The following is a 25317-nucleotide window of genomic DNA, read 5'->3' as shown; positions in this document are numbered from 1 at the left end:
AGCGGCAGCATGTGGGAGGAACGATTTAGCAGCCTGGCTCGTGGAACGCATACGATTGAGTTTGAGGTTCACTATTCCAACGGGGTGATCAAGCAGCATACAGTAGACATTGAGATTATTGGGAAAGCAAGCGATCTTGCAGGGGTGCAGCGCTGGAAGTGAGTAGGATAGCGCTTCTATGCAGCATGTACGGTTAATGAATATGCTGAACACTGAAGCGCTGACTTAATAAGCATATCTATTAGCTATCCCACAAGCTTAAGGCCAATAGTTGCCCCTATCACGAGCATTATTGCGAAAATACGCCCTGGACTTTTTTCTTCACCGAAGAAAAACATCCCTAGCAATGCACCACCTGAAGCGCCGATTCCTGTCCAAACGGCATATGCAGTGCCCATTGGAATAGTTTGCATTGCCAAGGTAAGCAAGGCAAAGCTTGCGGCGAAGGAGACACCCATGCCGATCATGTCCTTTACTGCATTCGTTTTTGCATAGCGTCCCATCATGAGCACGCCAAGCATTTCCATGAAGCCTGCCGCAAGTAAGCTAATCCAGTCCATGTTACTCTCCTCCTTTTATTTCTACTGCTTGTTCTTTGTTTTGCAGCTTAAGCATAATAACACCAATCAGTAAAACACCGATAAGCAACAATTTCATCGGATTAACATCAGCTTGAAATAACATCATTTCAGCAACGACAGTTCCAGCAGTTCCAAGCCCAACAAAGACAGCATATACTGTCCCTACAGAGATTTTTTTGCTTGCTTGAATCATTAGGGCAAAGCTAATAAAGATCGCTATGATCGTACCGAACCATTGCAAAACAGATTCGGAATGCTTGATTCCAATGACCCAACCGACCTCAAATACGGCAGCAACAATGACCATTAACCACGTGTTTTTCATTTTGCAACAACTCCTAATCTAAAATTCAGACGCAAAAAAGCCCGAGAGAATGCGCTACAACTGTAGCATTCTCCCGGGCTTTTATCCCTCCGTGAAGCTGCGAAAATAATTAGCAGCCGCTTTCTCTCGGACCTGACCAATGGATGCGGAACCCTAGAAAGCTTTTCATTACATTATAGATGAAATTAAAACATTGTCAACGCTTTTATATTGCCTTAAACTGCTCGAAGAAGCGATCAATTGCATAGTAGGCTGCGCCCCTTACAGCAGAATGCTCTTTCAACTCGGCGTACAATATTTGCAGCTGTTCACTATGGAAAGACAGCGCCCGTTGCTGCACCGTTTGCTGCAGGGCAGGCATTATCCATTCCTCGGCTCGACTCATCCGGTTTCCGATCATGACACAATCAGGATTTAATGTATTAATAATATTGGCAATTCCGACTCCCAGGAATCTGCCAATCGTATCAAACAGCTTAAGTACATCAGCGTTGCCTTCTTGAGCTGCACTGAGCAGTTCATCTAGCCCCTCGAAGCCCAGCTTCGACGCTTCTTCCAGCAATGCTTTTTCAGATGCATAAAGCTCCCAGCAGCCAAGGTTTCCACAGCTGCATTCCTTCCCATTAAAATCGATGGACAAATGACCCAGTTCCCCAGAAAATCCGGAGGTCCCTTTATAAAGCTCCTTGTCGAGTATCATGCCTGATCCAATTCCGTAACCGACACTTAGGTAAACGAGATTTCGAATTCCTTTGCCAGCCCCATACTTTTGCTCGCCTTGAGCGCCTGCATTTGCTTCATTATCAATAATGATAGGCAACTGATAACGGTCATGCAGCATGGTTCGAAGTGGAACCTCTCGCCATTTCATGTTTGGTGCGAACAAGATATTCCCTTCTTGGTCTACAATGCCTGGAGCTCCTGCGCCAATGCCAACAATCCCGTATGTGCTTTCAGGAGCTTCTGCAATCAGTGCGTCAATATTGGCGGTTAATGCATCAAAAGCAAGCTCACGCCGCTGCTGCTTTAACCGTTCATAGCGTTCACTAACGATATTGCCGTTCAAATCTACAAGTACGCCTCGAATATAATTTACACCCAAATCGATGCCAACCGCATAGCCCGCTTTTTCATTAAAGAGCAGTAGTACAGGCTTTCGCCCTCCGCTTGATGCTCCTGGACCAATCTCAAGAACAAGACTGCTCTCGATCAGTTCATTAACCAGGCTGGAAACAGTCGCTTTATTTAATCCTGTTAGCTCAGAAATTTGTGCACGAGAAACAGGGGAATGCTTTCGTATACTGTTTAGCACGATATAGGAATTCATTTTTTTTACTAAAGCAAGATCTCCTGTTGATTTAGCTTTCAATGATTTTCCTCCGTCCACGTATTAGATAATGAACACATTATAGCATAAATTCGACTTTGTTTAACTAATAAATTAAGTTTTGTAGTAAGCAGTGGGAGTAGACATAGAAATTGTCTTAACTATTTTAGAAATAGAAAAACCGCCATTAGGACGAAGTGGCGGTTAACAGTTTAATAAAACAAGGCAGGTCTGCACAATAACTCATCTTGTGAAATGAACAGGCTTGTTATGCTATATCTTTATCAGGTTGGATGGTTAAGACGATTTTTGATGATCTGTTAAGCTTCTTTCAAACATGTCTATGATAACAAGGAAATGCTCTGCTTCCCGAAATACATGGTCTGCCAGCAGTGGATGGATAATGCTTTTTATTCGGCAAGCGTCAATAAGATCCTTGGCTGTTTTCTTGAAATCGCGAAGGGATTTAACAGACACTCTATTCTGATCTAAAAATTGGTCAAGTAACGGTACAGTTTGAGACTGAGGACGCATAGATTCTAAGTCCCTTGCTTGATACAGCAATGTATCAAATTCTTGACTAAAGTTATTAGCCTGTTCAACTAACTGTCGCTCGGAAGGGTCAAGTAAGTGGCTAATGAATTTAGCATGATCAGCCATAATTCTCAGGAAGAAGACGTTTTCATCAATAATAGCATCAGCTAGTGGCTCTAGTTGACCTGTATTTAACTCAGCTAACCGATTTCTAAAATAATTAGCTTCTCTGCTCACATGATCAACTAACAATGGGAAGTTGTTTGCTCCTGGGAGCTGACACGTCAGAATTAAACCGAGAACTTTTCTCTTGAATGCCCAAATATAAGAAGTAGCAGTGTGCACCTCTTCATTAAACCTTTTTATGACGTTAGGATCTGTGCCAGTAGTAAATGCATTTGCTTTATTTTCGATTGCTTCGAAGGTGACATAAAAATGATTTGCTTCGTTAATTAATTGAGTATCCTCACAACGGAAACCTAATTTAAGAAACAGGGAATGCTCTTTCATGATTCGCGACCAAAACCTTACCTCCTCTAGTGAACGTACAACAAATGCCTGATCTAACATTGGCAACATCTCCTTTATATCCTCAATCATCAAGAATACAGTATGAGTTGCAGAACTTGTAATATTCCATATTAATTTACAAATGTTGAGAAATATTTATTGGATGGCGGTAAAAGACTACGTACTAATAGTAAAGTGGAAAACGGTCAGCTCGTGCTATAGGATTTCCTGAAGGAAAAAGCCATCTTGACCAAATGAAACATGGCAGATGGCAAAATTTATTATCTCTATATGATCTAATGGTACGAATTAATTGCTCTAAAGTGGCACCCGTTAATTGTTTTGTTTCGTGATCTTCATAAGCCGGGAGAACATAATCATTTTCTACTATGTAATAGAAGAACTGAAGAGTCTTTTAATATTGTCTAAATGAAAATGGGCTGAGGGGATGTATGAAATGGAAAACACGGTGAAACCTAGGATATCTAGCTTGAAAGAAGGAGGAGGGACAGTATTGTCCCTCCTAATAAAGAAGTAATAGTGAATTTCATTAGGTCCCAATGTTCTTGTTTTGGGAGATAAAATTAAACAATTTCTTCACGGTTACGACGACGACGACGTCTTACACCAACAATTAGGACTCTTTCCCCAGGTCTTACAAATACTACTTTTCTTCTATGATGGCGACGATTTCCCATAGTATTACCTCCTCCACTCAAGATACTTTATTATATGAATTCTCTTTTAGCTTGCTCTAGACAACGGTCTAAATGTAAATCCAATTATTCAAATGTTGTGAGGAGCATACCCTTACGGGTAAACATTAGGTTAGAAAGCTTTCGATCTAATAAGTCAGTTCAGTTGGTCATATATGCTTTAGCACCGCTACGGAAAGAAATATATAGGAGAACAAAAAATATGGCTTGCCTTACAAATGTTCTCCAGACAGTGCAGCAGTAAAAGCTTGGATGAGAGATCAGGTAAAAAAATATTAGAAAACATTAGTTTGTTTAATAGACAAACTAAGTTGTTGTGTGTTATTCTAATATCAGAACGAAGGATAAAGCGATTTCAAAGCGCAAGCAGAATTGGTTTTCCAGTTCACATTAATTAATAAGTAAAAATTATATTCTAATTCATTTAAGGAGGAGTCACCTACATGACTTATTTCACTGATTTCGATAAAGTTCAATTTGAAGGCAAATCTTCTAAAAACCCGTTCTCATTCAAACACTACAACCCATCTGAAGTTGTATTCGGCAAAACGATGGAAGAGCATCTGCGTTTTGCAGTTGCTTACTGGCATACATTTAACGCAAATGGTACTGACCCGTTCGGTGCTGGCACAATGGTTCGTTCTTGGGACAAATTCGACGGTCTTGACCGTTCAAAAGCTCGCGTTGAGGCAAACTTCGAATTTATGGAAAAGCTTAATATTCCATTCTACTGCTTCCATGATGTAGATATCGCTCCAGAAGGTGCAACGCTACAAGAATCTTTCAAAAACCTTGATGTAATCGTTGCTATGTTGAAAGATTATCAAAAATCTACTGGCAAAAAGCTTCTTTGGAACACGGCTAACAACTTTACAAACCCTCGCTATGTACATGGTGCAGCTACTGCAGCTAACATCGATTCTTATGCATACGCAGCAGCTCAAGTTAAAAAAGGTCTTGAGATCGGTAAAGAGCTTGGTGCACAAAACTATGTATTCTGGGGCGGCCGTGAAGGTTATGAGTCTCTAATCAACACTGACATGAAGCTTGAGCAAGACAATCTAGCTCGTTTCTACCAAATGGCAATTGACTATGCTAACGAAATTGGCTTTGACGCTCAATTCCTAATCGAGCCTAAGCCAAAAGAGCCAACTAGCCATCAATATGATTTCGATGCTGCAACAACAATTTCATTCCTACAAAAATACGGCCTAGCTGACAAATTCAAGCTAAACCTTGAAGCTAACCATGCTACTCTTGCTGGTCATACATTTGAGCATGAAATCCGTGTAGCTGCAATCAACGGCATGCTTGGTTCTCTTGATGCTAACCAAGGCAACATGCTTCTTGGCTGGGATACTGATGAATTCCCAACTGACCTATACGCTACAACACTTACAATGTACGAAGTTCTTAAAGCTGGTGGTCTTGGCCGTGGTGGCGTTAACTTTGACGCAAAAGTTCGTCGTTCTTCCTTCGAAATGGATGATCTTGCACTAGCTCATATCGCTGGTATGGATAGCTATGCATGGGGCTTGAAAGCTGCTGCAAAACTTATCGAAGAGAAAGTATTCGATAGCGTAATCGAAGATAAATATGCGACATTCAACGAAGGTCTAGGTGCAGACGTTGTTGCTGGTAAAGCAACTTTAAAAGACCTAGAAGCTTATGCACTAACTAATCCAGTTCCTCGCAACAAATCTGGTCGCATTGAAAACTTGCGTCTACGTCTAAGCGAAGTTATTTTCAGCGTTTAATCGGCTGACCATATAAACATTCATATTCAACTGATACAGCTCGTCCTTGTGACGAGCTGTATTTGGACTAACGGATAAATACAATTTTGCTAGTTGTACAGGTACGAGATAGCTAAACGCCGCGTGAAAGCTTAAGAAGCGCGTTTAGTGCTCAGACATTGCAGTATAACTAAACGCTAAAATCATGTATTAGGAAGTTATAAGTAGCATCTAATTACAGTACTACACGCTGGAGGTAAAAATATGAGCTATGTAATCGGAGTCGATCTTGGTACAAGTGCTGTTAAGACTTTGCTAATGGATCGTAACGGGAAAATTGCTGCTGAAGCATCGCGCGATTATCCCCTATATCATGATCGTCCAAGCTGGAGCGAGCAAAAGCCAGAGGACTGGGTAACCGCTACGATTGCGGCAATGAACGAGGTTGCTTCGGCAGCTGGAATTGATGCGTCAGCAATTGAAGGAATCAGCTTCTCAGGCCAAATGCACGGCCTAGTTCTATTGAATAGCCAAGGTGAGGTTGTTCGCCCAGCAATTCTATGGAACGATACAAGAACGACAGAGCAATGTCGGGAAATCGAAAAGGTGCTTGGCGATACGTTGCTTAGCGTAACGCGCAATCCAGCGCTTGAAGGATTTACGCTTCCAAAAATTTTGTGGGTTCGTCAGTATGAGAAGGAATTGTTCGATCAAGCATCCATTTTCCTGCTTCCTAAAGATTATGTTCGGTATCGCTTGACTGGCGAGCTTCATATGGATTATTCCGATGCAGCAGGCACACTAATGCTTGATGTAGCGAACAAGGTATGGAGTAAGGAAGTACTGGCAGCATTTGATCTGCCAGAAAGCTTCTGCCCGCCGCTTGTAGAATCTCATGGTTTGGTTGGCACACTGCTTCCTGAAGTGGCAGCAAAAACAGGACTTTCTGCTAATACAAAAGTATTTGCTGGTGGTGCTGACAATGCGTGCGGCGCAATCGGCGCAGGCATTCTGTCTGAGGGCTTAACGCTAAGCAGTATCGGTACATCTGGTGTTATTCTTTCTTATGAAAATGATAAGTCTAAAGACTTCGGCGGCAAGGTGCATTTCTTCAACCATGGCAAGGAAAATTCCTTCTATGCAATGGGGGTTACACTGGCTGCTGGTTATTCACTTAGCTGGTTCAAGAAAACCTTTGCGCCTAATGAATCGTTCAACGAAATGCTTGCAGGCATCGAGAATGTAAAGCCTGGCTCCAACGGTTTGTTGTTCACACCATACCTGGTAGGCGAGCGTACACCACATGCTGATCCTAATATACGTGCAAGCTTTATTGGAGTAGATGGGACGCACGAGCGTATCCATTTTGCACGTGCCGTAATGGAAGGCATTACGTTCAGCTTGAATGAGTCTGTGGATATGTTCCGTCAAGCAGGTAAAACGGTTGATAAAGTTGTTTCAATTGGCGGCGGTGCTCAAAACCCAGTTTGGCTGCAAATGCAAGCTGACATTTTCAATGCGACCGTTGTATCGCTTGAAAATGAACAAGGACCTGGGCTTGGTGCAGCGATGCTGGCTGCATATGGCTGCGGATGGTTTGAAAGTCTGGAGGCTTGTGCAGATCAATTCGTGAAGCATGCAGATAGCTACGAGCCTAATCCGGAAGCCGTTGCTGCATATGAGTCATTATTCCGTGTTTATCAGCAGGTTTATGCTCAAACAAAAACATTAAATGATCAATTAGTTCCATTCCGCGGCTAATTGGATGAATATAAAGCTCCTTATTGTTGACATACTAAGCTGGAATTGACAGAAGCGTCAAACCACTTTTTGTCCAATAAGGAGCTGTTTTTATGAATATGCCAATGGCAATATTATTTGATTTCGAAGACTCTACGAGTGCGGACCAAGCTTTTTCCTTGCTGCAAGAACTAGGATATGATCCTATGCTGCATCATCCGACTCGTCTACATATTCATGTTGTCGGAGAGGATTTGACATCGGCTTTGGAGATCGTGCAAGCACATGGCGGCACTCTTGTCGAGCAATCAGAGATTGAAGAGGATATGATAGCGTCAACGGCATATGGACTGGATGCGATATCAATTCCCGCACATCTTGTAAATGAGGACTTGGTAGATGAAAATGAGGATATTCCAGGCATCGGAGATGTTTCTTCCTTTTTAGCCAGAGAATAGCATATACCCAGTTGGCTAAACGAATACGTACAATCAATTGATCATCCGAACGAACGCCCAACGTTCGAGCTAACAAAAGACCTCCTGCGCATCGCTGCAAGAAAAGCTGTAAGAGAAGCTAAGTCCGAACAAACAGGAGGATTTGCTTTCTTCAGCTTGACTGCATCCTGCAGGAGGTCTTTATGCTTTTATACGGAAGGGCTTTATGGATCAAGAAGTTAGTCGTACATTAAGCTTTCGGCCGCATCTCTCCCCGCATTATAACCGGTTGAAAATGCCGCAGTAATATTGTATCCACCTGTATAGCCATGAATATCAAGAATTTCACCGCAGAAATACAATCCACTCATCAGCTTCGACTCTAATGTGCTCGGATTAATTTCCTTCAAGTTGACCCCGCCGCCCGTAACGAATGCTTCCTCAATGGATTGGGACGCATGAATCCGGATCGGGAAGGCTTTAATATGTCGGGCCAGCTCCTGCCATTTATCCTTTGGTATGTGATCAAAAGTTAAATCCTCAGGCAAAGCCGCCTTGCGCATCAGAATAGGTATGATTCGTTCGGGGACAAAGCCTTTCAGCACATTGCGCACCTGTTTTTTAGACTCCTGCTGACACAATAAATAGGTTTCATCGTATACTTCCTGTTGCGTCAGATCGGGCTTCAAATCAGCAGTGAGTGTAATTGGCGTGCCTGTGCTCTTTTTCAGCTCCTTCACCACGAATTGACTGCAGCGAAGCACAATCGGGCCTGATATGCCAAAATGAGTAAAGATCATATCACCGCGGTGTGTAATCAGCTTTTTGTTTTTTAAGCTCCATACTGTAAGCTCCACATCACGCAGCGATAAGCCTTGAAGCTCCTTGTCTGCTATAAAATGCTCCCTTGAAATAAGCGGAACCTCAGTCGGAAACAGCTCGACAATCGTGTGACCTGCTTCCTCTGCCCAAGGGTAGCCGTCTCCTGTAGAACCGGTGTGCGGAACGGACTTTCCGCCAACGGCGACAATAACCTTTTTACAGCCGAGCACATCACCGTTCATTAATTTTACCCCTGATACTTTGCCTTGCTTGTACAATACCTTCTCAACAGGACTGTTCACTTTAATGTGAACACCAAGCGCTTTTACTTTCCCTACTAAAGCATCGACAACAGACTTCGCTTTATTGGAGACAGGAAACATACGACCGTTATCTTCTTCCTTCAAGGCGATGCCGAGCGATTCAAAAAATGTCATAATATCCCTGTTGCTAAATGTGGCTAATGAACTGTAAAGAAATCTGCCATTGCCAGGGATATTCTTGATTAACTCATCAATCTCTTTTGCATTAGTAACATTGCAGCGTCCACCGCCAGAAATGCCGAGCTTGCGCCCCAGCTTGTCACCTTTATCAATAAGTAGTACACTAGCGTTAGATTGACCTGCAGCTACAGCGGCCATTAAGCCGGCTGAGCCTGCTCCAATAATGATAATATCGTAGTTCATTGTATTCCTCTCTGACATTAGATGGTAGGTATTTCCGTCATATTTGCAAGTTATTTGATGGGGAACAGACCAAAGTAACTTGAAATTGTGCATACTAGATATTAGCATAAAAAAGAATGAAATACATATCAAGCATTGTATTTTGTAACGTATATAGATTTAGCAGCCATGAATCTGTTCATTTTCATTGATGGAAATGTAAAATTAGATGCAAACATTTGCTGAGGGGGCTTTCTGTGTATTACAAATTCGTGCTTAATTTGCTCTTGGCGATCCTTCCAGCCGTTTATCTATATTTTTACCCTATAACTTCAGGAAGATCACTGCAGCGAAAAATAATACTCGGACTTCTTTCTCTAGCCAGTGTATTTGTACTCACGCAAATGATTGAGGATCAAACTCACCTTCAGTATATGCTGGCAATACTCCCCTTCTCATACGCGGTACTTTATGCAGGGAAAATATGGGGGATTCTTATCCCTGTTGTCCTGCTGGCGTATGAATTAATGTTTTTTACAACCGTTGAAAACTACCTGCAATATTCAACCTATCTTATCATTCTTGCCATCGTGTTTTTATTAAGTCGCACTCGCTTTCATATGTTTGAGAGCTGGAGAAAAGTCAGCTTTGTTGTTTACACCATCCTTATTGCAATTATGCTGTTAATGTTATACTCACTTCAATTTCCAGCTGATGTTTCGACATTTCTAAACGCGTTTGGACCATGGGAAATCATGATTAAGCCTGCTTTATTTGTAGCAGCGATTCTACTCTCCTATAGCGCGAACCTGAAGCTTGAGCAGGCGCTTCGCTATAAAAAACAATATGAAAATATGAAATTGTCCCATGATGAGCTGAAAACATGGGTACAGGTTATTCAGTACGCACCGTTCGCTGTTTTGAATGTAAACCGCCATGAGCAAATTACATATGCCAATCAGCAGGCGCTCCAAAATTACAGCAAGCTCAATCAAGTGGGGATTGGAGCGGCCAATCACCAAGTATTGAGCGAACTGTTGTCCGAGGGGAGTTACCCGATCGTATCCAATTTGATCCAACGGGTCTTTGAATCTAATAGACCGCTGCATACTTCAGTCCAAAGTGAAGAGCAGGATTTGATGTATTCTGCCATACCGATTTTCTCAACGACTGAACCGGATGAACTCTATGCCGTTGCTCTTTTCGTTCAGGATGTTACAGAGCTGCAAGCGCTGCGCAGGGAACTGGACCGAATGGATCGTCTCAGTCTTGTTGGCGAAATGGCTGCAAGTATAACACATGAAATTCGCAATCCAATGTCAGTTGTAAGAGGGTATATTCAGCTGCTGCAGGAGCGCAGTGAGCATGCCAATCGAGAATATTTCAACATTATTATCGCTGAGCTTGATCGGACGAACAAAATTATTAGCGACTTTTTAACGCTTGCCCAAAACAAGCGCGAACAAAAGCTGTCATTCAGCTTGAATGAGGTCGTTCGCGAGCTTGTCCCGCTTTTGCAGGCAGATGCGAATTTGCGTGGACAGTCGCTTGTTGTGGAGCTTAATGATGATCTCCCGCATTTTCAGATCAATGAGGCTGAGATTAAGCAGCTGCTGCTTAACATATCAAGAAATGGCATGGAAGCAATGAAGCAGGGCGGAGAGTTATGCATTAGAACTTCTATAGTACATCAACATATTGTGCTTTCGATCACTGATACAGGCAGCGGCATCCCTGATGAACTCAAGCAAAAAATATTCGAGCCGTTTTATTCCTCCAAAAGCACAGGGACAGGGCTAGGCCTTCCGCTTTGCGCGAATATTGTACAGCGTCATCATGGCAAGATTCATGTTTTGAATAATGATAATCGGGGGACAATATTTGAGATTGTGTTTCCGTTAGAGCAGCAGCTATTAAGCTCATAGATGGTGTTGCGCAGCTTTAAAGAGGAAAGGTATAATGATTACGATAAACAAATAAAGGAGTGTTATGAATGTCAATGTCATTTGAGAGATATATGATGGATATGATTCAACCAATGCGCGACGAGCTTACAAGCATCGGTATCAAAGAGCTGCGTACGCCTGAGGAAGTGGAAGCGACTCTTCCAGATGCGAAAGGTACAGCACTGGTTGTCATTAACTCTGTGTGCGGCTGTGCAGCGGGACAATGTCGTCCAGGCGTAGCACAAGCATTGCAAAATGAAGTAATACCAGATCACTTATATACGGTTTTTGCAGGTCAAGATAAAGAAGCAACGGCTAAGGCGCGCGAATATTTTGCTCCGTATCCGCCTTCTTCACCTTCCATTGCGCTAATGAAGGACGGCGAGCTTGTTTACTTTATTGAACGTCATAGCATTGAAAATCGTTCTGCACAAGAAATTGCAGCTGATCTAACCAATGCGTTTGACAAATTCTGCAAATAACATGAGCACGCTTCAGCAGCAAATTATCGAGCGTCTGGGTGTAAAGCCCAGCATTAACCCTGCAGAGGAAATTCGTAAGCGCGTCGATTTCTTAAAGCAGTATGTGCTCGATTCGAAAACAAATGGGTTGCTTATCGCGATTAGTGGAGGCGTAGACAGTGCAGTAGCTACTGGCCTATGCAAGCTTGCAACCGATGAGCTAACGCAAGAAACAGGCAAGGAATATATGACATTAGGTGTGTTTCAGCCATATGGCACACAAGCGGACATTGCGCACAGCTATGCTGTTGCAGATGCCTTTAACCTCGTGCACCGTGTTGAAACCAATATCGAAGAAGCCGTTGATGAAATCTCGCTTGAGGTAGAGCATGCGTTAAAAGGAATTGGCAGACACCAGCATATTAGTCGCGGCGGCAAAGGGAATGTAAAGGCACGTACTCGTATGGTTGTCCAGTATGCATTGGCGTTCGAGCTTAACCTGATTGTAGTTGGAACGGATCACGCTTCTGAGGCAATTACAGGCTTCTATACCAAGTGGGGCGACGGCGCGGTAGATGTTACCCCGTTAAGCTCATTAAACAAGCGTCAAGTGAAGCAAATTGGCGCAGAGCTTGGGGTTCCTGAAGCCGTATTGACGAAAGCTCCTACGGCAGGCTTATGGGAAGGGCAAACCGACGAAAATGAGCTTGGTATTACGTATGAGCACAACAGCGACTATCTGGAAGGCAAGTCAATACCTGATGATGTACGCGAAAAGCTCGAGCAGCAATACTTAAAAACTGAACATAAACGATCTCCTATTCCAGGAATCTAGTTCCAAAAACCTATCGCTTTGCGATAGGTTTTTGCTATTTTATGATGATACCTATCCAGACTCGGTTATAGCGCTTACAATATTACTGTACTTTTTTTTGTTCCATGTATTATAGCAGAAAGTTGTATGCTATAATTTCTTAAAATGAGAATATTTATGAGGGGAAAGAGGAGGGACTTGTATGAATCGTCAATGGACTTTAGGCGTCTTAACTCCTTTTCTAGGCGGAAATTACTATGCTGATGTTATACAAAATATACATAAAGTAGCAGATCAGTTAAATGTAAACCTCATTATTATTCGTACGGGCGGAAAGTATTACGATGTACCGATTGCAATGAATCGAATAGACGGCTGGATCGTCGTTACCGATGCGGTGGAGGACCACTTTCTTAAGCAGCTTGAAGAGCGATATCAGAAGCCGGTCATTACGATTGCAAAGGATGTTCGCAGGCTAAAAATGAAGGGCGGCATGGTAGTAGCCGATAATCAAACAGCTGCCTATGAAGCGGTCCTGCATCTTTACAAGCACGGTCATCGAAAAATTGGATATATCGGAAGCAAGACGATGTACGATATGAAGCATCGGTTTCGTGGTTACATGATGGCAATGAATGAGCTGGGTCTTGATATAAAAACCGATTACATTTATGAATTGCGAGATAATACAGTTTTTGGCGGCAAGCAGGCAGCTGATCAACTGATCGCTGATCGCTTTCCGATTTCGGCAGCAGTGGTTAGTACCGATTTATGCGGATTCGGCATTATCGAAAAGCTGCTAGAGAAGGGGTATCGCGTACCAGAGCATTTTGCGCTAATCGGTTTTGACAATTCTTCGACGGCACGGCACGCAGTTGTCCCGATTACAAGTGTAGAGCAAAATATTAAGGCGCTTATACTGAGAGCGCTAGAGAAGCTTCTTGCTCTGATTGAGGACGATGAACAGCCATTCGAGGTTGACATGCTCCCTTGTCACATGATTGCACGCAGGTCATGCGGCTGTGCGGCCAATGAACACGAGCTCCTGCAGGAGCAAGCCGAAATCGGTGAATACGCGAATTATATCAATGCGCTGCGAACCGAAAATAACGTGAATTACGAGTTTAATCGTTACATATTAAGTTATCAATTCAAAAATATTAAGGATTTATCTGCGCTGCTAAAAAATTATTTTAACTGGGGCGCAATTATGCGTCAACAGGGCTATAATGCGAACAAAGAGCCAAAACTTAAAATACATGACTATTATCACTTTGCAAGCGAAAACGACAAATTTTCAAACCTGGATGAATTGCGCTATGAAGCGCTGTATAATAACCCGCCTATTTTTTCATCCCAGTCTATTTCTGAGGATAATGAAGTTGTATATGTCATTCCTTATCGCTTAACTCAAAATAATTGGAGTCTGATTTCCTTTGGAACCTCCTTCGAAAAGACGATTGTCCGATCAACAGACTATATGAGAGTTGTTCATCTTTTCGATATTATCTCCAACACATTTGATCGTATTGACTTATTGGACGAGTCCGCAAGGCTAAATGAGCGATATCAGGGACTCAAGGCACGTCACGAGGTGTATAGTCGACTAACAGAAGATATTCTTTTCGAAATTGATTTTGCAAAAAAGAAGGTATGGCTGAATCGGAAAAGAAGATTCCAAGTAAAAAATAGCCCATTGCTTGGGCTTGAAGTATTTGTACATCAGGATGATATGCCTTTGCTGCGCAAGCATTTTTATGAGCACTATAGAGATAATAAACCGTTCTATACGGAGCTGCGTATTCAAGATACGAAGGGTAATTATTATTTGGCTAATATTAGTGCAGAAAGCACGCGCGATAATATGGGCAATATTCAGAAGCTAATTGGTTCTATTCGAGATATCTCCAAACCGCGGATGAAGAATGATGGCATGAGCATGCTCAATAGTGTTGTCAATCGTAGACATTTGTACGAGGAAATCAAATCCGTCATCCAAGACGGAGAAAATAAGTTTGCGTTATGTGTGCTCGATATTGACAATTTCAAGCTCATCAATGATTTGTATGGGCATCATATCGGCGATGATGTGATCGAACAGATTTCAGAGGAGCTTGTCCATATTAGTAAGCCTGGTGATCACGTTTCTCGGTTTGGCGGCGATGAATTCGTTATTTTATATAAGTATGAGCAAGTAAATGAGGTCGATCAATTCGCTGCAAAGCTGTCAGAGCGAATTGCACACCGCATGAATCTAGTTAACCGCGATCTTAATTTGTCAGTCAGTATGGGAATTAGCCTGTTTCCTAATGACGGCAAGGATTATGACGAGCTGCTGAAAAAAGCAAATATAGCGCTATTTCAAGTGAAGCACAACGGGAAAAACAATTATGCGAAATTCGATCAGCATATGGTTCATTTCCAGCAGGATAAGCGCAAAATGGAAAAGGTGCTGCGTGATGCACTCGTTAATCAAAACTTTGTACTCGTATTCCAGCCTCAAGTGTATGCGCGAACGAAACGCTTTTACGGGGTAGAGGTACTGCTTCGCTTGCGTACTGAAAACGGTACAATCTTGACGCCAGACCAGTTTATTCCGATCGCTGAGGCTGCTGGTCTGATTGTTCCAATCGGTGCCTGGGTAATTCGGGCTGCTTGTGAGCAAGGGATGGCATGGATTAGAGAAGGGTTTGATCCCATCAAAATTTCAATCAATATTTCGGGGCTGCAGCTAAAATCGATTCAATTTTTATCAAACGTGAAGGCGATTCTTGAAGAGACGGGCATGAACCCAGCCAATTTGACATTCGAAATTACAGAATCAACGATTATTGATCAGTCCTATGCCGTGCTGAATGTCATTGAGGAAATTCGCAAGCTTGGTATTTCAGTTGCGATTGATGATTTTGGCATTAGCTATTCATCGTTATCGGTGCTTAAAAATTTTCCGATTGAAATCTTGAAAATTGATAAGAGCTTTGTCCGAGAAATGGTTACGGATGAAAAAGGCTACAAAATTGTGAATGCGATTATTAATATCGCGAAAAGCTTGGATATGAAAATTGTTGCTGAAGGGGTAGAGGACAGTACACAGCTGGAACTGCTGGACGAATTAGGCTGTCAGTTTATCCAGGGCTACTACATTAGCAGGCCGATTAATGAAATTGAAATAGAGAGGTTTCTTGTTAATCGAACGGTGATGCAGCAGCGATATCTGATTGAGACGAAGAAGCATAAGGAAGGTAAGACGACATGATTATAGGAATTGGTCATGATCTGACCGCAATAGCACGCTTTACAGCAATTATGGAAGGAAAGTCCGGGGATCGGTTCCTGCAGCGTATACTAACAGAAAGTGAACGCCATCAGCTCGCTCAGTATGCTGGCAATGGTCGCCGCGCAGAATTTGTTGCGGGCAGATTCGCTGCCAAAGAAGCAATAAGCAAGGCGCTGGGCTGTGGAATTGGCTCTGTACTTGGATTTCATGACATGCAAATTGAGAAGCTGCCCTCAGGCAAGCCGCAATGCAGAGTTAGCGAGACAGCTATGCGCCGATTGGAGCTTGCGGATAGAAACATTAAGATACATCTGTCGATCACGCATGAGCGCGATCATGCATCGGCGTTTGCTGTGGTAGAGCAATGCTGATATAGAATCAAGAACCATGAAAAATAAGCTCCTCTTCTATCGTATGACAGGGATCGCCTGCTGCTGGAAGAGGAGCTTTGTTTATGCTTAAACTTACGACAGCTTAATTTGATAGATGCTACTGCTGATTGGCAAGCCAAGCGGCCAGAGCAGCGATTTCTTGTTCACTGAGCCGTTCCTTGAATGCAGGCATTGTTTTGCCGCCATTGGTAATGCGCTCAATAATTTCCTCTTCGCTTAGACGCTCATGGACATACTGCAAATTGGTTACGTCGCCCATTTTGCCAGAAAGATCGATTGCATGGCAGCGAATGCAGTTAGACTTATAGATTGCAGCAACATCTGTGGGAGCCTGTTCAAGTGTAAGTCTTCCATCATTGCTAGTTCCGCTGCTTTGACCGCAGGCTGCTAGCAGAATAACTGCTGCTGTTATAAAGAACGCAAGTTTCATAGATTTCACAGTTAGACCTCCTGTGGAGAAGTGATATAATAAGCAGGATAATATCTATCATTATAGTGAACTATACGGCAATTTCAAACATAAAGGCGGTTTAATATGATGACACAATTAAGCTTGGAGCAGAAAAAGGCAAAATACGGTGAGGATTTGCTGGAATGGTACTTTCATATCCAGCGGAATTTGCCGTGGCGAGAGAATCATGATCCTTATCGAATATGGGTATCAGAAATAATGCTTCAGCAAACACGCGTAGATACAGTAATTCCGTATTTTTTATCATTTATAGAAAAATTCCCTACGATTCAGCACCTGGCAGAGGCGCCAGAGGAAGAGGTGCTCAAAAGCTGGGAAGGGCTGGGCTATTACTCAAGAGCACGCAACCTTCAGGCTGGAGCGAAAATGGTGATGGAGCAGCATCAGGGTCAGGTTCCGACCACGAAGGAAGAGGTTGCTGCCTTAAAGGGTGTAGGCCCATATACCTGCGGTGCTATTATGAGCATTGCCTATAATGAGCCTGTCCCTGCAGTAGATGGCAATGTGATGCGCGTGATCTCACGTTTTTTCGCGCTGGAGGACGATATTGCGAAGCCATCGACACGCGTGAAGCTGGAGAAGCTTGTGGAAACGATGATTCCAGAAGGACAAGCTCGTTACTTCAATCAGGCGCTTATGGAGCTAGGGGCACTCATTTGCACGCCCAAATCGCCAAGCTGCCTGCTATGCCCTGTTATGGACAACTGTGAAGCAAGACTGCAGGGCAGGGAGCATGAGCTTCCTCTGAAGTCTAAAGCGAAAAAGGCAAGAGTAGAATATAGAGCTGCTGTCATCGTGGAAGGACAAGGCGAGCATGAAGGCAAGGTGCTCGTTCGTCAGCGTCCATCAGACGGGCTGCTTGCTGGAATGTGGGAGCTGCCGCATGTGCTGGTCGAAGGAGATCAGGCGGCGCTGTATGCCGAGCAGCTGAAGGAGCAGCCATTGCTCGGTCAGGCCATCTCTGAGGAAATGCATAAGCGGCATGGACTGCTTGTTAAGCCGCGGGAATGGTTCTGCGATCAGGACCATATTTTCAGCCATATCCGCTGGAACATGAGATTCTTTCTTGCTGATAGCTCAGAGGTACAGTCGCATGTTGGAGAAGACGTGGTTCAAACCATTGCACATACCACGGCACAAACTGCAGCAGCAGCGGAGCGGACGTACTCGACAGATCAGATAGACCCAACAGACCATATAGACCCAACAGACATTATGCAGAATGTAACAACGGAAGCTAAGCTGGTTGCTGAGTCAACGGAAGATTATAGAGCAATAACAGCTCAAGAAATAAACATGACTCCTGAGCTGCGATATATACGTAAAGAGGATATGAGCACGATGCCGTTCCCTAATTTGTTTTTGAAAATACTGCAAAACTATTGGAAGACGAAGGGAGTCTAATGATGTATACTGCATTGCTTGAGGAACTGATGTCCAGTAAAATTATTGCCATATTGCGCGGGGTAGAGCCGCACTACGCATTGCCTACAGGTCAGGCGATCATTGAGGGCGGTGTTCGCTTTATGGAAATTACAATGAATACGCCAGGTGCAGAAGAGATGATCGCGCAATGGAGAGAGCAGTTTTCACAGCAGGCTTACGTAGGGGCAGGAACAGTCATTGATGTGGAGCACGCCAAGCGTGCTGTTGCTGCCGGAGCGCAATTTATCATTTCTCCCAACCTGGACCTTGAGGTTATAGAGTATGCACAGCAGCACAATATTCCGGTTTGGCCAGGTGTGATTACTCCAACGGAAATTCTCGCTGCGAGAAAAGCTGGAGCAGAAGCGATTAAGCTGTTTCCTATGGGCTCGCTTGGGCTTCAATATTTGCGGGAAGTTCGCGGTCCGATTGCCGATTATCCAATCATTGCAACTGGTGGTGTAACGCTTGACAATATATCGGAATATTTTGCAGCAGGAGCGAACGCTGTCGGCATGGGAACAAAGCTGGTGGATCTTCAGGCAGCGCGCGAAGGGCGGTTTAAGGATATAACCGCAACCGTCAAACTCCATGCAGCCGCAGTTGCGAAGCTGTAGCAGCGTGAATAAAGCAGATTATGCAACTGCATTTCATTTCTATGAATATATGCAAGCCAAGTATATCTAGTCATAATTAGTAGATAATAGAGGTAGGAGCTTTTGCCGAGTAAAGGAGGCTACTATGAAGAAATTGTTAGGAGTCCTTTTCGTCATAGCCGCATTGTATGTATCCTATCAGTTGCTAGAGAATCGGGATTCAAGCTCATCCATTATCGAAACGATTCAAGATACCGTGCAGCAGACCGTACAGGAAACAGGTACAAGGCTGAAGGAAGAATTGGATCGAATTGAACAGAATCGAACAGAGCAGAGTGCTACCCTGAAAACAGGGCTGTCAATGAACAATACAGCAGCGGAGGCTGTTGTGTCCAATACTGAGCTATCCACCAAGGATGTAGAGGGCATTGTACAGTTTTTAGCTGCTCAGCTTGATGAACGAAGTCCTAGCGTAACCTTCCGCATTAGTGGATCTTATGAAGACATTTCCCAGGGGCTAAGCGATTGGCTAAAGCAGGCATTTCATCGAAATGAATATGCCAAATATGCGATGTCCTCTTATAGCTACACGATTAGCAGCAAGCTGCTTTATACGGAGGTAGAGCTGAAGACGACTTTCCGTGAAAGCAAGGAAATGACGGATCAGGTCGCACAGTATGCGAAGGAATTGATTGCCGCGATGGACTTGACGCGTTATACGAAGGAGCAGCAGGTTAAGCTTATTCATGACTGGATTGTTACACATGTGCAATATGATGAGAGCTTAACGCGTTATACGGCATACGAGGCGTTGACAGAAGGACTGGCGGTTTGCCAAGGCTATGCGATGCTGGGCTACATGCTGTACAGCGAGGCAGGGTTTGATGTTCGGATTGTTGAAGGTACTGGAAAAGGGCAAGAGCATGCCTGGAATATGATTAAGCTGGATGATCGCTGGTATCAGCTTGATCTGACGTGGGATGATCCGATTGGTCAGGCAGCTGATGAGGTTAGCTATCGCTATTATTTAGTAAGCGATGAGGAGCTGCGTCAGGATCATGTATGGGAAGGCGACTATCCTGTTGCCTCAGTAAGCTATAAAACAACGCTGGCAGAAAGGGCTGCCTCCCTGGATCGCACATCCGAGCAGTATAAGCAGCTTCAGGCGTTGCGTAGAGAGCTTGGCTTTCACTGGCACGATGACGAATATACAGTAGCGGCCTATGATGAATTGCACAAGCTGCTTGAGCAGGCTGTCGATCAGAGGCAGGCGAAGGTTGAATTCCGTTATTTGAAGGGGAGTGCAACGGAAGCTGATGTGGAAAAAGCTTTGCGTTCCTTGAACACACGGCTATCCTACCAGATGAGCTACTACCAGCTAAGCGAGCAGGGCGACATGGTAGTGCAGCTTGCATTGAATTACTAGGGCGTGTTTGCTTGACGTACCCCCGGTACGCCTTCACAAGCACGCCTTGCATGGAACGAAAATCGGCAACATTTGCGGTTCTCCTGAGTTCTCAGACACGCCTTAGGCTTTTGAAACGAAGTCCGGCAACTTAGAAAGTCAACTAGTGGCAAGCGCTGGTTGGCTTTTTTAGTTACAGGGTTGACATCGTAATGAATTTGATTAAGAATTGTTAAAATGAACATATGCGCATATTAAGGTGGGATTGCAATGGAAGCGAAGGATCACTCATTTTTAAGTACAGAAACGGTTGAAAGTGTCTCTCAAATGTTTAAAGCGCTATCTGATCCAACGAGAATTAAGCTGCTATACCTGCTTTCACAGGAAGAATGCTCAGTAGGTCATCTTACCGAGGTGCTTGACATGTCGCAGTCAGCCGTTTCTCACCAATTAAGCTTCCTCAGGATGATGAAGCTTGTAAAAAGCCGCAGGGAAGGAACTACGATGATTTATTCCTGCGATGACAGTCATGTCATCTCCCTGTTGACTCAAGCGATTCATCATGCAGAGCATTAGTCATTCGCAACTAAAAAAGCAGTAAACCCGGATGCATAGACTAGCTCAAAGAGCTGCATGTGCTGCGCAGTTGTGGCTGCGGGGTTTACTGCTTTTTCTAACGTAAGTAGGAGACTGCTTTTACTGTTCCTGCTGCTTCTGACGAGCGGCAGTCATTTGCTGCCAGACGGAACCAGCTGCTTCTTCGCCGCGCTCGATCCGTTCAATGGCGATTTTGGCTTGCAGCTGAATTTCGAATTCAGCATCATCCGCTGCGATCTTCAAAGCAGGAAGCGCACGCTCATCGCCAACCTCATACATGAAGCGGGCAGCTCTCCAGCGAACAAGCTTGTTTTTGTCGCCAAGCGCAGTAATCATAGGCTCGATTGCGCCCGGGTCGCCTAGATCGGACAAGGTATCGCCAGCGGTGCGGCGAACGGATGCAGATGAATCGGCAAGTGCTTTGTAAAGCAGCGGCATAGCCTCTGGCGTCCGTAGATCGCCAAGAAACACAACGGCAAGTCTGCGAATTGAAGCATTGCTGTCTTCAAGTGCTTGCTGCAGCACCTCGATTGCTTGATCATCGAGTGCATACCGGTCCAGCGCCGCATAACGCGTTTGCCAATCCTCGTGTTGGAATTCCTTGAGCACAGCGTGTCCATCAAGCGGTGCAGGACGAACAACCTCTTGCGGAGCATCGCTTTCATCGGAACTGCCAAGCACTAATGAGACTTTGATAAGCTCCTCCAGGCGCTCATCGGTATAACTGGCTTCAAGCTCCTGTACAATTTCCTGGGCGATATCTTCAGGTGCACCGTAGCGTATGCCGAATTCTTCAAGCTTGCGCTCGCGGATCATCGTTGAACCGGCCGCCTTTGTTACTGCATCAATGAACTTCTGGGGCAATGCCGCTCTCGTTTCTCCATCGATTGTACGCACGCGAACCTGAATCGGAATGCCGCGAAACATTTGTACAAGCACCTGGGCTTCACCGAAGCTGGTACTGGATTGACCAACAGCTGTTGTGAGGTCTTGGTCGGCCTGAAGAATCGTTCTCGCTTCGGCAAGAATAGCTGCCCAATCCGCTCCAGGCTTACGATCAAGCGCGATAAAATCCGCTGTATGGAATAGACTTCTTACGCCGGAAATCGCCAGCAGACTGCGATAAGGCTCCTGTGTTTGCTCGGCTTCTTTAACGGTATAGGTTAGGCGGCGTCCGCGCGGCAAAGTCTCATCAAGGTTCAGCTTCATAGAATTAGGACTTGGTGTTGGCTCAATAGATAATAGCTTCATATATAGATCCTCCTCGGATAGATGTAATGGGGGCTTTTATTTTAGCTTAACAGTTATTTAAACAATATCAAAATTTCAGCGTATGTTTAAGTGAAAATTCGCTAAATATGAACAATGATTTATAAATTTTCATGGGAACGACAGTATTATGAGTAAGACTATGCTATAATAGTCCGAGATAAAAAGTATGTAGAGAAGGACGGGGTATACGAATGATTAGTACAAGTGGCATCACGCTTCGTTTCGGAAAGCGTGCCCTCTTTGAAGATGTTAATATCAAGTTTACTCCTGGCAACTGTTACGGTCTAATTGGCGCGAACGGTGCTGGGAAGTCTACTTTCCTTAAAATATTATCTGGCGAAGTTGAGCCTTCCCAAGGTGAAGTGCATATTACTCCAGGTGAACGTCTTGCAGTCTTGAAGCAGAATCATTATGAATATGATCAGTTCCAAGTGCTTGAGACAGTCATTATGGGGCATAAAAAACTGTACGATGTAATGAAGGAAAAGGATGCGTTGTATGCCAAGGCAGACTTTACGGATGAAGATGGCATGCGGGCAGGCGAGCTAGAGGCTGAATTTGCGGATATGAATGGTTGGGAAGCTGAATCCGAAGCTGCTGAGATGCTTAACGGTCTAGGTATTGGAACGGACCTTCATTACAAGCAAATGTCCGAGCTTGACGGCAACGAAAAGGTACGTGTCCTACTGGCACAGGCGTTGTTTGGCTCACCTCATATTCTATTGCTCGATGAGCCTACGAACCATTTGGACATTGAATCCATTCGCTGGTTGGAAAACTTCCTTGCCGATTATGAAGGCACCGTAATCGTAGTCAGCCATGATCGTCATTTTTTGAACACGGTATGTACGCATATTGCGGATATCGACTTTGGTAAAATCCAAATGTATGTCGGTAACTACGATTTTTGGTATGAATCCAGCCAATTGGCGTTGCAGCTGATGCGTTCTGAGAACAAAAAGAAAGAAGATAAAATTAAAGAGCTTCAAGCGTTTGTTCAGCGCTTCAGTGCAAACAAATCAAAATCCAAGCAGGCTACCTCACGTAAAAAGCTGCTTGATAAGATTACGCTGGATGATATTAGACCATCCAACCGTAAATATCCGTTTATTCAATTCAAAGGTGAGCGTGAAGCGGGCAAGCAGCTTCTTCTGACAGAAGGTTTAACGATTTCTGTTGAGGGCGAAGTGCTAATCAACAACTTAACGCTAACGATCAATAAAGGCGATAAGGTTGCTTTTGTTGGACCAAATGGATTGCCTAAAACAGCTTTCTTCGAAGTAATAGCTGGTGAGCGCGAGCCAGATGCAGGGACCTATTCTTGGGGCGTTACAACGACTCGTTCCTACTTCCCGAAAGACAACTCCAAGTATTTCGAGGGAGTCGATATGAACCTTGTAGAATGGCTTCGTCAATATTCGAAAGATCCGGACGAGACGTTTTTGCGTGGGTTCCTTGGTCGCATGCTGTTCTCAGGGGATGAGGCGTTAAAGAAAGCAAACGTGCTTTCCGGAGGCGAGAAGGTTCGCTGCATGCTATCGAAAATGATGCTTGAAGGCGCAAACGTATTTATTATGGATGAGCCAACGAACCACTTGGATCTTGAATCGATTACTGCGCTAAACAATGGCATGATGGAAACAGACTGCACAGTGCTGTTCACCTCGCATGACCATCAGTTCGTCCAAACCGTTGCGAATCGCATCATCGAATTTACGCCAAACGGTGTAATCGACCGCCTGATGACATACGATGAGTATCTTGAAAGCAGTGAAGTGAAAGCACTGCGTGAGAAAATGTATGACGGTGCATTGAAGTTGTAATTAATAGCCTTAAGTGGCAGCTGCATATGCAGCTTGGCCGCTTAAGGCTTTTTTTATTGTAGACTGCATTTCAGCTGCTAAACATGACCACACTATACATATATGGGATAAGCTCAAAGGTGATATGGACATAATCAACAAAATTGCATGAATGAAACATTCTTTGGCAAAGTCATTGTTTGTTGCGTGGATGCACAAAGTTGCGCCTTGGATAAAACTGTTTCTGTAGACCCACACGGTCTTGATCATGTATGATACGTAAAGTGACTTTATGAAGCACGAACGGGTTAAGGAGGTAGTCGAGCTGACACAGTATGAAGATATTAAAAAAGGCGAAAAGGGAGCCTGGCTAAGCATTGCCGCTTATCTTGTTTTATCGTCTATTAAACTATGGATTGGCTATACGTTTATATCAGGTGCGCTTGTAGCGGACGGGTATAATAATTTGACCGATATTATTGCTTCGGTAGCAGTATTGATCGGATTGAAAATATCGCAGAAGCCGCCGGATGTCGATCATCCTTATGGTCATTTCAGAGCAGAAACAATTGCCGCGCTTGTCGCTTCCTTTATCATGGCTGCAGTGGGACTGCAGGTTATCATAGAAGCGGGCAGAACGATGATTGCGGGCAATATCGAAACGCCTGGCATGATTACAGCCTGGGTCGCGCTAGCTGCAGCAGCCGTAATGCTAGTCGTGTATACGTATAATAGTCGACTTGCCAAAAAAATCAACAATGCCGCGCTCCATGCAGCTGCCAAGGATAATTTATCCGATGCATTGGTCAGTATCGGAGCTGCTATCGGGATATTCGGCGCTCAGCTCAATATGCCGTGGCTTGATCCTGTAGCGGCATTTATTGTCGGCATTATTATCTGCAAGACAGCTTGGGACATATTCGTAAGCTGTACTCATGCATTAACGGATGGCATAGATGAAAAAGTGCTCAAAAAGCTCCGTATCACGGTTGCCAATACGAAAGGTGTACGTGAAATTTCTGATTTAAAGGCAAGGGTACATGGAAACAATGTGCTTGTTGAAGTTATTGTGCAGGTAGATCCTGAGCTTACGTTAATAGAAGGGCACTCAATCTGTGATGAAATCGAACGCAGGCTGTCCAAAAAGCATAATATACTCAATGTAAATGTCCATGTCGAGCCTCAGGATATGAAGAATAATAACATTTAATAGAAAAAAACGGCTGAAACTGGGTTGATAGTATTAGGTTTTCGGCTTAGTAAATGTTGGTAATCCTTTTAAGGTCCTAGCAAAATGAGTATAAAGTCCTATATGTATAAGGTGCCACTTAGGTTTTGAAGATGAGACTGTTTTCATTTTTCTCATTTTCCAAATCATGATAAATAGTGAGCCAAAATTAGCTAAAGAAGCCGCCTCTCATAAAAGAGGCGGCTTTTATTAATTTTCTCTCACTATTTGGATACC

Annotated in this window: 21 protein-coding genes and 1 riboswitch; of the genes, 14 read left to right on the top strand and 7 right to left on the bottom strand. The window is 43.9% G+C overall.

All coding sequences use genetic code 11. The features are described 5' to 3' along the window. Positions 1-245 precede the first annotated feature (245 nt). From ACFP56_RS19615 to ACFP56_RS19600, 4 genes are all read right to left on the bottom strand, one after another. Entirely contained in the window at positions 246-560 is a 315-nt protein-coding gene (locus tag ACFP56_RS19615) for a DMT family transporter (protein ID WP_379237770.1), read from the bottom strand. A gap of 1 nt (position 561) precedes the next feature. Then, on the bottom strand, positions 562-906 hold the full coding sequence (locus ACFP56_RS19610; protein ID WP_379237768.1) for a DMT family transporter: 345 nt from the start codon (positions 904-906) through the stop codon (positions 562-564). Between the two features lie 68 nt (positions 907-974). Then, a riboswitch (guanidine-I (ykkC/yxkD leader) is annotated at positions 975-1074 on the bottom strand. A 37-nt stretch (positions 1075-1111) separates the two neighbouring features. Next, positions 1112-2275, bottom strand: a complete 1164-nt coding sequence (locus tag ACFP56_RS19605; protein ID WP_379237766.1) for an ROK family protein — start codon at positions 2273-2275, stop codon at positions 1112-1114. Between the two features lie 255 nt (positions 2276-2530). Beyond that, complete coding sequence (locus ACFP56_RS19600) at positions 2531-3337, bottom strand: DUF2935 domain-containing protein (protein ID WP_379237764.1); 807 nt, start codon at positions 3335-3337, stop codon at positions 2531-2533. A 1099-nt stretch (positions 3338-4436) separates the two neighbouring features. Here ACFP56_RS19600 and xylA point away from each other — a divergent pair. From xylA to ACFP56_RS19585, 3 genes are all read left to right on the top strand, one after another. Beyond that, entirely contained in the window at positions 4437-5750 is a 1314-nt protein-coding gene (gene xylA / locus ACFP56_RS19595) for a xylose isomerase (protein WP_379237762.1), read from the top strand. Between the two features lie 243 nt (positions 5751-5993). Then, positions 5994-7490 (top strand): xylulokinase, encoded by a 1497-nt coding sequence (gene xylB / locus ACFP56_RS19590; RefSeq protein WP_379237760.1) that lies wholly within the window; start codon positions 5994-5996, stop codon positions 7488-7490. Between the two features lie 92 nt (positions 7491-7582). After that, positions 7583-7927 (top strand): hypothetical protein, encoded by a 345-nt coding sequence (locus tag ACFP56_RS19585; protein ID WP_379237758.1) that lies wholly within the window; start codon positions 7583-7585, stop codon positions 7925-7927. 218 nt (positions 7928-8145) lie between these two features. On the opposite strand, the gene ACFP56_RS19580 is transcribed toward ACFP56_RS19585, so the two are convergent. After that, positions 8146-9414 carry a BaiN/RdsA family NAD(P)/FAD-dependent oxidoreductase gene (locus ACFP56_RS19580; protein ID WP_379237756.1) on the bottom strand — a complete coding sequence of 423 codons (1269 nt, stop codon included), beginning with the start codon at positions 9412-9414 and terminating at the stop codon, positions 8146-8148. 236 nt (positions 9415-9650) lie between these two features. On the opposite strand from ACFP56_RS19580, the gene ACFP56_RS19575 reads away from it, so the two are divergent. The 5 genes from ACFP56_RS19575 (at position 9651) to acpS (ending at position 16262) form a co-directional block, all read left to right on the top strand. Continuing rightward, entirely contained in the window at positions 9651-11318 is a 1668-nt protein-coding gene (locus ACFP56_RS19575; RefSeq protein ID WP_379237754.1) for a two-component system sensor histidine kinase NtrB, read from the top strand. Between the two features lie 68 nt (positions 11319-11386). Next, positions 11387-11821 (top strand): BrxA/BrxB family bacilliredoxin, encoded by a 435-nt coding sequence (locus ACFP56_RS19570; protein WP_379237752.1) that lies wholly within the window; start codon positions 11387-11389, stop codon positions 11819-11821. Next, positions 11796-12635 (top strand): ammonia-dependent NAD(+) synthetase, encoded by an 840-nt coding sequence (gene nadE / locus ACFP56_RS19565; RefSeq protein WP_379237749.1) that lies wholly within the window; start codon positions 11796-11798, stop codon positions 12633-12635. The genes ACFP56_RS19570 and nadE overlap by 26 nt, the downstream gene beginning before the upstream one ends. Positions 12636-12816: 181 nt before the next feature. Next, positions 12817-15870, top strand: a complete 3054-nt coding sequence (locus tag ACFP56_RS19560) for an EAL domain-containing protein (protein ID WP_379237747.1) — start codon at positions 12817-12819, stop codon at positions 15868-15870. Next, positions 15867-16262: a holo-ACP synthase gene (gene acpS, locus ACFP56_RS19555; RefSeq protein ID WP_379237745.1), complete on the top strand. Its 396-nt coding sequence runs from the start codon at positions 15867-15869 to the stop codon at positions 16260-16262. Before ACFP56_RS19560 ends, acpS begins: the two co-directional genes overlap by 4 nt. A gap of 118 nt (positions 16263-16380) precedes the next feature. On the opposite strand, the gene ACFP56_RS19550 is transcribed toward acpS, so the two are convergent. Beyond that, positions 16381-16713 carry a c-type cytochrome gene (locus ACFP56_RS19550; RefSeq protein WP_379237794.1) on the bottom strand — a complete coding sequence of 111 codons (333 nt, stop codon included), beginning with the start codon at positions 16711-16713 and terminating at the stop codon, positions 16381-16383. A gap of 108 nt (positions 16714-16821) precedes the next feature. On the opposite strand from ACFP56_RS19550, the gene mutY reads away from it, so the two are divergent. The 4 genes from mutY to ACFP56_RS19530 all read left to right on the top strand — a co-directional run bounded on the left by mutY (position 16822) and on the right by ACFP56_RS19530 (position 20757). After that, positions 16822-18159: an A/G-specific adenine glycosylase gene (gene mutY, locus ACFP56_RS19545; RefSeq protein ID WP_449290049.1), complete on the top strand. Its 1338-nt coding sequence runs from the start codon at positions 16822-16824 to the stop codon at positions 18157-18159. 2 nt (positions 18160-18161) lie between these two features. After that, the gene (locus ACFP56_RS19540) at positions 18162-18797 is read left to right on the top strand and encodes a bifunctional 4-hydroxy-2-oxoglutarate aldolase/2-dehydro-3-deoxy-phosphogluconate aldolase (RefSeq protein WP_379237741.1); all 636 of its coding nucleotides are present in this window, start codon (positions 18162-18164) and stop codon (positions 18795-18797) included. A gap of 124 nt (positions 18798-18921) precedes the next feature. Beyond that, positions 18922-20202, top strand: coding sequence for a transglutaminase domain-containing protein (locus ACFP56_RS19535; protein ID WP_379237739.1), 1281 nt, complete (start codon positions 18922-18924; stop codon positions 20200-20202). 249 nt (positions 20203-20451) lie between these two features. After that, positions 20452-20757, top strand: coding sequence for an ArsR/SmtB family transcription factor (locus tag ACFP56_RS19530; protein ID WP_379237737.1), 306 nt, complete (start codon positions 20452-20454; stop codon positions 20755-20757). A gap of 120 nt (positions 20758-20877) precedes the next feature. Here the strand turns inward: ACFP56_RS19530 and ACFP56_RS19525 are convergent, their stop codons facing one another. Further along, on the bottom strand, positions 20878-22029 hold the full coding sequence (locus ACFP56_RS19525; protein WP_379237735.1) for a conserved virulence factor C family protein: 1152 nt from the start codon (positions 22027-22029) through the stop codon (positions 20878-20880). A gap of 212 nt (positions 22030-22241) precedes the next feature. On the opposite strand from ACFP56_RS19525, the gene ACFP56_RS19520 reads away from it, so the two are divergent. Then, complete coding sequence (locus ACFP56_RS19520; protein ID WP_379237733.1) at positions 22242-23873, top strand: ABC-F family ATP-binding cassette domain-containing protein; 1632 nt, start codon at positions 22242-22244, stop codon at positions 23871-23873. Positions 23874-24144: 271 nt separating this feature from the next. Beyond that, positions 24145-25062, top strand: a complete 918-nt coding sequence (locus tag ACFP56_RS19515; RefSeq protein ID WP_379237731.1) for a cation diffusion facilitator family transporter — start codon at positions 24145-24147, stop codon at positions 25060-25062. Positions 25063-25317 lie beyond the last annotated feature (255 nt).

It is taken from the genome of Paenibacillus septentrionalis (genome assembly GCF_042659865.1).
Lineage (GTDB): Bacteria > Bacillota > Bacilli > Paenibacillales > Paenibacillaceae > Pristimantibacillus > Pristimantibacillus septentrionalis.
The sequence above is the reverse complement of the archived record's forward strand: the minus strand, read 5'-3'. Positions and strand labels throughout refer to the sequence as shown.

Excerpts from the sequence above, each read along its gene's own strand:
- ACFP56_RS19615 (WP_379237770.1), bottom strand. The coding sequence starts at position 560 with ATGGACTGGATTAGCTTACTTGCGGCAGGCTTCATGGAAATGCTTGGC.
- ACFP56_RS19610 (WP_379237768.1), bottom strand. The coding sequence starts at position 906 with ATGAAAAACACGTGGTTAATGGTCATTGTTGCTGCCGTATTTGAGGTC.
- ACFP56_RS19600 (WP_379237764.1), bottom strand. The coding sequence starts at position 3,337 with ATGTTAGATCAGGCATTTGTTGTACGTTCACTAGAGGAGGTAAGGTTT.
- xylA (WP_379237762.1), top strand. The coding sequence starts at position 4,437 with ATGACTTATTTCACTGATTTCGATAAAGTTCAATTTGAAGGCAAATCT.
- xylB (WP_379237760.1), top strand. The coding sequence starts at position 5,994 with ATGAGCTATGTAATCGGAGTCGATCTTGGTACAAGTGCTGTTAAGACT.
- ACFP56_RS19585 (WP_379237758.1), top strand. The coding sequence starts at position 7,583 with ATGAATATGCCAATGGCAATATTATTTGATTTCGAAGACTCTACGAGT.
- ACFP56_RS19580 (WP_379237756.1), bottom strand. The coding sequence starts at position 9,414 with ATGAACTACGATATTATCATTATTGGAGCAGGCTCAGCCGGCTTAATG.
- ACFP56_RS19570 (WP_379237752.1), top strand. The coding sequence starts at position 11,387 with ATGTCAATGTCATTTGAGAGATATATGATGGATATGATTCAACCAATG.
- nadE (WP_379237749.1), top strand. The coding sequence starts at position 11,796 with ATGCGTTTGACAAATTCTGCAAATAACATGAGCACGCTTCAGCAGCAA.
- ACFP56_RS19560 (WP_379237747.1), top strand. The coding sequence starts at position 12,817 with ATGAATCGTCAATGGACTTTAGGCGTCTTAACTCCTTTTCTAGGCGGA.
- acpS (WP_379237745.1), top strand. The coding sequence starts at position 15,867 with ATGATTATAGGAATTGGTCATGATCTGACCGCAATAGCACGCTTTACA.
- ACFP56_RS19550 (WP_379237794.1), bottom strand. The coding sequence starts at position 16,713 with ATGAAACTTGCGTTCTTTATAACAGCAGCAGTTATTCTGCTAGCAGCC.
- mutY (WP_449290049.1), top strand. The coding sequence starts at position 16,822 with ATGACACAATTAAGCTTGGAGCAGAAAAAGGCAAAATACGGTGAGGAT.
- ACFP56_RS19540 (WP_379237741.1), top strand. The coding sequence starts at position 18,162 with ATGTATACTGCATTGCTTGAGGAACTGATGTCCAGTAAAATTATTGCC.
- ACFP56_RS19535 (WP_379237739.1), top strand. The coding sequence starts at position 18,922 with ATGAAGAAATTGTTAGGAGTCCTTTTCGTCATAGCCGCATTGTATGTA.
- ACFP56_RS19530 (WP_379237737.1), top strand. The coding sequence starts at position 20,452 with ATGGAAGCGAAGGATCACTCATTTTTAAGTACAGAAACGGTTGAAAGT.
- ACFP56_RS19525 (WP_379237735.1), bottom strand. The coding sequence starts at position 22,029 with ATGAAGCTATTATCTATTGAGCCAACACCAAGTCCTAATTCTATGAAG.
- ACFP56_RS19520 (WP_379237733.1), top strand. The coding sequence starts at position 22,242 with ATGATTAGTACAAGTGGCATCACGCTTCGTTTCGGAAAGCGTGCCCTC.
- ACFP56_RS19515 (WP_379237731.1), top strand. The coding sequence starts at position 24,145 with ATGAAGCACGAACGGGTTAAGGAGGTAGTCGAGCTGACACAGTATGAA.